The organism is Acetanaerobacterium elongatum (genome assembly GCF_900103835.1).
Lineage (GTDB): Bacteria > Bacillota > Clostridia > Oscillospirales > Ruminococcaceae > Acetanaerobacterium > Acetanaerobacterium elongatum.
Map to the genome: position 1 here is coordinate 26,811 of NZ_FNID01000032.1, position 7,013 is coordinate 33,823.

Annotated in this window: 6 protein-coding genes; 5 read left to right on the plus strand and 1 reads right to left on the minus strand. The window is 46.9% G+C overall.

Annotation, left to right across the window (positions count from 1 at the left end):
• Positions 1–36 precede the first annotated feature (36 nt).
• The 5 genes from BLR50_RS11245 to BLR50_RS11265 all read left to right on the plus strand — a co-directional run bounded on the left by BLR50_RS11245 (position 37) and on the right by BLR50_RS11265 (position 5,623).
• Positions 37–1,335 carry a recombinase family protein gene (locus BLR50_RS11245; RefSeq protein WP_092642187.1) on the plus strand — a complete coding sequence of 433 codons (1,299 nt, stop codon included), beginning with the start codon at positions 37–39 and terminating at the stop codon, positions 1,333–1,335.
• Positions 1,332–2,981: a recombinase family protein gene (locus BLR50_RS11250; protein WP_092642191.1), complete on the plus strand. Its 1,650-nt coding sequence runs from the start codon at positions 1,332–1,334 to the stop codon at positions 2,979–2,981. The genes BLR50_RS11245 and BLR50_RS11250 overlap by 4 nt, the downstream gene beginning before the upstream one ends.
• Complete coding sequence (locus BLR50_RS11255) at positions 2,966–4,435, plus strand: recombinase family protein (RefSeq protein WP_092642194.1); 1,470 nt, start codon at positions 2,966–2,968, stop codon at positions 4,433–4,435. The genes BLR50_RS11250 and BLR50_RS11255 overlap by 16 nt, the downstream gene beginning before the upstream one ends.
• A 369-nt stretch (positions 4,436–4,804) precedes the next feature.
• The gene (locus BLR50_RS11260) at positions 4,805–5,086 is read left to right on the plus strand and encodes a hypothetical protein (protein WP_143008104.1); all 282 of its coding nucleotides are present in this window, start codon (positions 4,805–4,807) and stop codon (positions 5,084–5,086) included.
• Positions 5,087–5,170: 84 nt separating this feature from the next.
• On the plus strand, positions 5,171–5,623 hold the full coding sequence (locus BLR50_RS11265; protein ID WP_092642200.1) for a hypothetical protein: 453 nt from the start codon (positions 5,171–5,173) through the stop codon (positions 5,621–5,623).
• 1,057 nt (positions 5,624–6,680) lie between these two features.
• Here BLR50_RS11265 and BLR50_RS11270 read toward each other — a convergent pair.
• On the minus strand, positions 6,681–7,013 hold a 333-nt coding region (locus BLR50_RS11270), incomplete at its 5' end, for a transposase (RefSeq protein WP_242871751.1).

Genomic DNA, 7,013 nt, shown 5'->3' on the forward strand with positions numbered 1-7,013 from the left:
CGGTAATATGGCTACTACCCAAAGGAGGACTCAGCTATGGAAAAGCAGATTATTGACATTACGCCAACTCGCACAGCCTTTGCCGTAAAGCGGCGTGTGGCAGCATATGCACGGGTTTCCTGTGATAAGGATACCATGCTTCACTCTCTGGCGGCGCAAATCGATTATTACCGTAAGTACATAACCCGCAACCCAGAATGGACATTTGTCGGTGTATATGCGGACGAGGCCAAAACGGGAACCAAAGACGACAGAGAGCAGTTTCAGAAGCTGCTCTCTGATTGCCGTTCGGGGCTTATTGATATGGTGGTCACGAAGTCAATTTCCCGCTTTGCGAGAAATACGGTCACACTGCTCGGCACGGTGCGGGAGCTCAAGGAACTCGGCATCAATGTCCTTTTTGAAGAACAGAATATCAGTTCTATCAGCGAAGGAGGCGAATTAATGCTCACCCTTTTAGCGTCCCAGGCACAGGAAGAAAGCCTGTCCTGCAGTGAGAACTGCAAGTGGAAGATTCGTAAGGGGTTTGAGCGTGGGCAGCCCAACACCTGCACCATGCTCGGCTATCGCCTGGTGAACGGCGAAATTACACTTGTGCCGGACGAAGCGGAAATCGTAAAAGAAATCTTCGACCTATATCTTTCCGGCTGCGGCGTTCAGAAAATCGCAAATACGCTGAACGAGCGTAGCGTCCGCACGGAAAAGATACCGTTCTGGCATCTGGACACCATCCGCAGCATTTTGCGAAACGAGAAGTATATGGGCGATTTGCTCCTGCAGAAATCACTGAGCGAAAGCCACCTTACAAAACGCCAAGTTAAAAATGAAGGTCAGCTTCAGCAATTCTATATTACCAATGACCATGAACCGATAGTGTCCAGAGCCGTTTTCTCCGAAGTGCAGAGCGAGGTTCAGCGTCGTGCCGAGAAGCACAAATGCAAAGCCGGTAATAAGAGCGTCTTCACGGGAAAAATCAGATGCGGCATCTGTGGTAAGAACTACAGACGCAAGACCACACCCCACAACACGGTCTGGTGCTGTTCCACCTTTAACATCCGTGGGAAAGCATACTGCGCCTCCAAGGCCATCCCAGAAAATACCCTAAAGGATTGTATTTCGGACGCTCTTGGTAGTAAGTACTTTGCAGAAGATTTCTTTACGGAAACGGTGGACTCTATCGTTGCTGAACCAGGTAATACTATGCGGTTGATTTTCAAGGACGGCACGGAAAAGAAAATTACATGGCAAGACCGCTCACGCTCTGAAAGCTGGACGGACGATATGCGTGAGGCTGCGAGACAAAAACAGCTTGAAAGGAATGGTGCAAGAATATGAGCAATAAGAATGTCACGGTCATACCCGCTAAACCGACAGGGTTCATGCAAGGCCTGCCCGGTTTGCTAAAAAAGCGGAGAGTGGCGGGATACGCCCGTGTTTCCACAGACAAGGATGAACAGCAGAACAGCTACGAAGCGCAGGTTGAATATTACACCGACTATATTAAGCGAAATCCGGAATGGGAGTTCGTGGAGGTGTATACCGACGAGGGTATCAGCGGTACCAGCACCAAGCACCGCGAAGGCTTTAAGCGCATGATTGCCGACGCGCTTGACGGTAAAATCGACCTCATCCTCACTAAATCGGTCAGCCGTTTCGCCAGAAATACGGTCGACAGCCTAACCACCATACGACAGCTAAAGGACAAAGGCACCGAGGTCTATTTCGAGAAAGAGAACATTTTCACGATGGATTCCAAGGGTGAGCTGCTCCTCACCATCATGTCGAGCCTGGCGCAGGAAGAATCCCGTTCCATTTCAAAGAACATCACCTGGGGCAAACGCAAGAGCATGGCAGACGGCAAGGTGTCCTTTGCCTATAGTTCCTTCCTCGGCTACGATATGGGTGCTGACGGTCATTTATATATAGTAGAGGAACAGGCTGAAATCGTACGCAGAATCTACGACGAGTTCCTTGCTGGAAAGACCACCTACGACATCGCCACAAGGCTCACCGCAGACGGCATTCCAACTCCGATGAACAAGGTGAAGTGGCAGGACTCCACGGTCAGGCACATACTGCAAAATGTTAAATATCGCGGGGATTCCATTTTGCAACAATATTTTGTGGAGGATTTTTTAACTAAAAAAATCAAGAAAAATACGGGTGAATTGCCCCTTTACTATGTTAGTCAAAACCACCCGCCAATCATCCCACCGGAGAAATTTGAGATGGTGCAGGAGGAGTTCCGCAGACGAAAGGAAGGCGGCCCATACACCTGCATTTCTCCCTTTTCCGGCAGAATCGTATGCGGCGACTGCGGCGGCTTTTACGGCAGAAAAGTGTGGCACAGCGGCAGTACCTACCAGTCTTTTGTATGGCACTGCAATAATAAGTTTACCAAGCGGAAATACTGCTCCACACCGTCCGTTAAGGAAGAAGCCATCATGAAGTGCTTCGTGGATGCTTTCAACAGTCTCATTGCGAAAAAAGATGAGATTGTCAGAAACTACGAGGAGTGCCTTTCTGCCATAACCGATGACAGTGCTTACAAGACCAGACTTGCCAAAGTCGAAGACCTCAGTGCGGGGCTTACGGAAAGAATGCATGACAACCTTACCAGAGAGAGCCGCATGATGGATGACTGTGGTGACGACAATCCGCTCAAAAAGGAACGGGATGAGATAACCGCCGAATACGAAGTTCTGCAGAAGGAACACCAGGAGCTTACATCCAAAATCGCCCTCTGCGCCGCCAAGAAAGTGCAGGTACGCGGTTTCCTTCAGCTTTTGAAGAAGCAGAAGAAAGCACTGGTGGAGTTCGACCCGCTCGTTTGGCAAGCGGCGGTTCACTACATGGTCATCAACGAGGACTGCACGGTGAAATTTATATTCCGCGACGGCACCGAACTGCCGTGGGTAATCGACCCCGGCGTCAAGTCCTATAAAAAAAGAAAGCTGGTAGAATCATGCCAACAAGAATAATTCTCCCTAAGTCCGAAAAGCCGGAGAAAAAGCGGGTAGCAGCGTACTGCCGGGTATCGTCCTCCAGCGATGAGCAGCTCCATAGCCTTGCGGCACAGACAAGCTATTATGAAAATTTCTTTGCTTCGGCCAAGGATGCAGAGTTTGCGGGTATTTACGCCGATAGCGGTCTTTCCGGCACCCGCACAAAGAACCGCACCGAGTTCCTTCGCTTAATTGAAGACTGTCGTGCCGGAATGGTAGACGCCATTATAACGAAGAGTGTATCACGCTTCGGACGCAATACCGTGGACACGCTGGTGTTTACCAGAGAGCTCCGCAATCTTGGCATCGATGTTTTCTTCGAGAAAGAGGGCCTGCATTCCTGTTCACCAGAGGGTGAATTGCTGCTTACGCTGATGGCGGCTATGGCGGAGTCCGAAGCTGTAAGTATGTCCGACAACATTAAGTGGGGAAAACGTAAACGGTTTGAAAAAGGCATGATTGAGAGCCTTGCCCTCAACAACATATATGGTTTTCGTAAAACGGCAGATGGCATCGAGATATTTGAAACCGAGGCTTGCGTTGTCCGCCACATCTACGAGCTGTTTCTTTCCGGGTTAGGATATGCAGAGATTGCAAAACGGCTTAACGCCGAGAATGCTCCAACCCGCCGTGACGGGTCCGTCTGGGAGAGCACAACGGTTAAGAATATAATCACAAACGAGAAAAATTGCGGGAATTGCTTGTTCCAGAAGACACTTATCCGAGATCCATTATCCCACAAATCCAGACCAAACAAGGGTGAGCTTCCTCAATTTCTGGTAGAGGATTGCTTGCCCTCTATTATTGATAAGGAAACATGGCTCATCGCTCAGAGAATGCGTGAACGGAATCACCGCAACGGTTCCAGTGTTCCGTCAGAAGAGTATCCGTTTGCAGGAATGCTCTTCTGCGGCATTTGCGGTGCGCCGGTGGGCTTCTACTACTCCAAAGGCGAAGGGTTTGTAATGAAGACCGTGTACCGATGCTCAAGCCGAAAAACAAGGACAGCAAAGGCTGTGGAAGGTGTGACATATACGCCGCCGCACAAGTCCAATTACACAAAAAATCCATCGCCTGGGCTGATTGAGTATCGAGAAAAGTATGGCGGACAGTATCTCAAACCACGACCGATGATTTGCACGGACATCCGTATTCCTCTTGAACGCCCGCAAAAGGCATTCGTTCAGGCTTGGAACTACATTGTAGGTCAGCGTGGTAGATACCAGGCGACGCTTATAAGAACAGTCGAGAACAATGATGATGTTCTTATTCGATACCGCGCTAGGGAGATGTTGGAGCTGATTGACAGAGTCGGCAGGCTCAACACATTTGATTTTCCCCTCATGCTCAGAACCCTCGACCGAGTTGAAACGACCGCAGATGAAAAGCTGACTTTCATCTTTCAGTCCGGGATACGCATCACAATATGATTACCTATAGATATATAATCTCGTTGCCATCCACGGCAGCGAGGTTTTTCTGTTTTATGGAGTTACACACTTTCAATTTACGGGGCTTTTCCGGCAGCGTGAATCTCCCAAAATACTGATGTTTTTAGGAGCATAATATTGTTTCACACTTTTCATATGAACTGATCGCTTTGACCAAGGTAGCATATTGAAAGGCTCAGATGACCTAGCCTTACTGAGTTTGTTCTCATAAGCGTTCCCAATCAAGAAGTGCCGAAAAGCGCCCATTCTACGGCACTTTTTCGATTTGAATACCCCTGTGCGGTTTTGAATACCCTAACGCAAAATTTGAATACCCTAACCGATGAAAAATAAAATTGTATTGACGCTTTGGTCACAGCACAAAAAACCTTTTGTACTGACTACCTCACCAAGAAGATGAAGGTAAATGAGGGTGAGATTCCGCAATATTATGTAACCGGAAGCCATCCGGCTATCATTTCTGAAGAGCTCTACAACTATGTTCAATTTGAAATAAAGCGGCGCAAAGGAATAAGGTATGTTACCAGCGCGGGTTGCTTTGCGGGGCACATAGTCTGCGGCGATTGCGGCAGCGTCTATGGTACAAAGGTCTGGCACAGTAACAGCAAGTACCGCCGCACAATATGGTAGTGTAACAGCAAATTCAAAGGTGACAATAAGTGCTCCACACCTCACTTCTATGAGGAACAGCTAAAGGATGTTTTTCTACAGGCAATGAACAGCTTAATCACTGATAAAAGCAAAATCATTGTGGCTTATCATGAAGTAATATCTATTCTCACAGATAATTCAGCCTTTCAGGTTGAAGCCGAAACACTCCAAAGTGAATGCGATATCGTTCTTGAACTGATGCGTAAGATGGTTGAGGAGAATTCACGTAATGCGCTCGATCAAGGTGATTACAAGCGCAGATACGATGCACTGGTGGAACGCTACGATAATGCACGAGATCGACTCTCAGAGGTCAGCAAAACGATTGATAGCCGCAATGACAAACGGCAGGAGCTTGAACGTTTCCTGCAGATATTGAAAAAGCAAGAGGGTCTGCTCACCGAATTTGATGAAGACTTATGGCTGGGCACAGTTCATCAGCTAATCGTTCGGTCTAAGACGGAGTTTGTGTTAGTATTTAAGGATGGCACGGAGTTACCTTGGACAATGGGATAAGGTCATACATGGCCCGCAAGGTTCGGTTTTGTATTCCGAGCTTTGTGGGCTATTTTTGTTTTTCAAGGTTTACTTTATCCGCATCCTCCCCACTACAGTTTCATTCAATATTTGGGGGCTGGCCAGGGAACCCCATTATTATATGCGTCGTCTTCTCCGCATAGCGTGCAGTAATACTGACCAAACCTGATTTCATTACCACAAATCCAGCAATACCGCATGGGAAGTGCAGCCTGGCGCGCTTCTTTTTGACGCCGCTCTGCTTCTGAGAGAATCACTCTCCCGTCTTTAAAAGCCTTTATTCTTCCTTTGGAACCATAAGTGATTTCTGAGTTGCATGAATAGCATTTTGTGTTGTTATCGTTTATTGAGTTTTCGCAGACAGGACATTTACGCATTGTAATTTTCCTCCTAAACTTATTTATACGGTTGTATATAAAAAGCCAGTAACACACCTCGAAACACGAAGTGGTTACTGGCTATAGAAGCAACTTCTATTAATCTGAAAACAAAATTTTCAGAACGCCTGCCTTAGTTTGAAACCAAAGCAAATATTATACAATATGCACATGATACTACAAAATATAAGTGTTGTCAATCATTAGTTGGAGCGCAAAGATTTAAGACGTGTTGGAGCGCAATGATTAGACAAAATACCAGTGCCGGTATTACGCCCAATTATAATTTTCTAAATTATTCAAGGTTTCCTTTTTCCACGAATATGCTTGAAATCTATGACATAGTGCGCACCGTTGACCAGAATTCATTCGTAGCTTAGACAGCACAAGAATTTAGCTAGGTTAAAGCATTTTATCGGGCTTAACAGTATTTCTCATGCTTTCATTTGCTACTACTCCATACATATTTTGCGAACAATGAAGACGAATACCCGTGTTGCGTAAAATAGTATCTGTAGCCCCGTCTGTGCAAACAGCACCTCCTCCGGTAGGTTCTCCTAAAACATATCCGAGATTATTAGCCTTGAAAACTGCCGCAAAATGTCCACATGTAGAGAAACACCCCGAGTCAATTATGAGTGTTTTGTTACCAACAAAACTCAGATTACTGACAAAACCCGCCCTTTTCCGGCGGGTTTTGTGTATGTAGGCAAAAATAGCAGGCAACGTTTTACGGATTGCATAATATCCCGGTTTGACAGGATATTTGCAATCTTTTTCATGTTCTGCACAGCAGCAGTGAGCAGGCATTGTTCCGCTGCTTTCGCAAGCCCGCGCATGCGGCAATAGCGAAGCCCATGCAGCTCTTTTGAATCTGCAAAACTTCGCTCGATTGTTTCTTTTCTTCTGGCGTATATCTTCTTGCCATATTCCGTATGGGTGAAAGCGTATGCTCTGTCCTTGTAATCCTCCCATACATGGCGGCGTACGCT

Coding starts and splice junctions, on each gene's coding strand:
- BLR50_RS11245 (WP_092642187.1), top strand. CDS start 37: ATGGAAAAGCAGATTATTGACATTACGCCAACTCGCACAGCCTTTGCC.
- BLR50_RS11250 (WP_092642191.1), top strand. CDS start 1,332: ATGAGCAATAAGAATGTCACGGTCATACCCGCTAAACCGACAGGGTTC.
- BLR50_RS11255 (WP_092642194.1), top strand. CDS start 2,966: ATGCCAACAAGAATAATTCTCCCTAAGTCCGAAAAGCCGGAGAAAAAG.
- BLR50_RS11265 (WP_092642200.1), top strand. CDS start 5,171: ATGAACAGCTTAATCACTGATAAAAGCAAAATCATTGTGGCTTATCAT.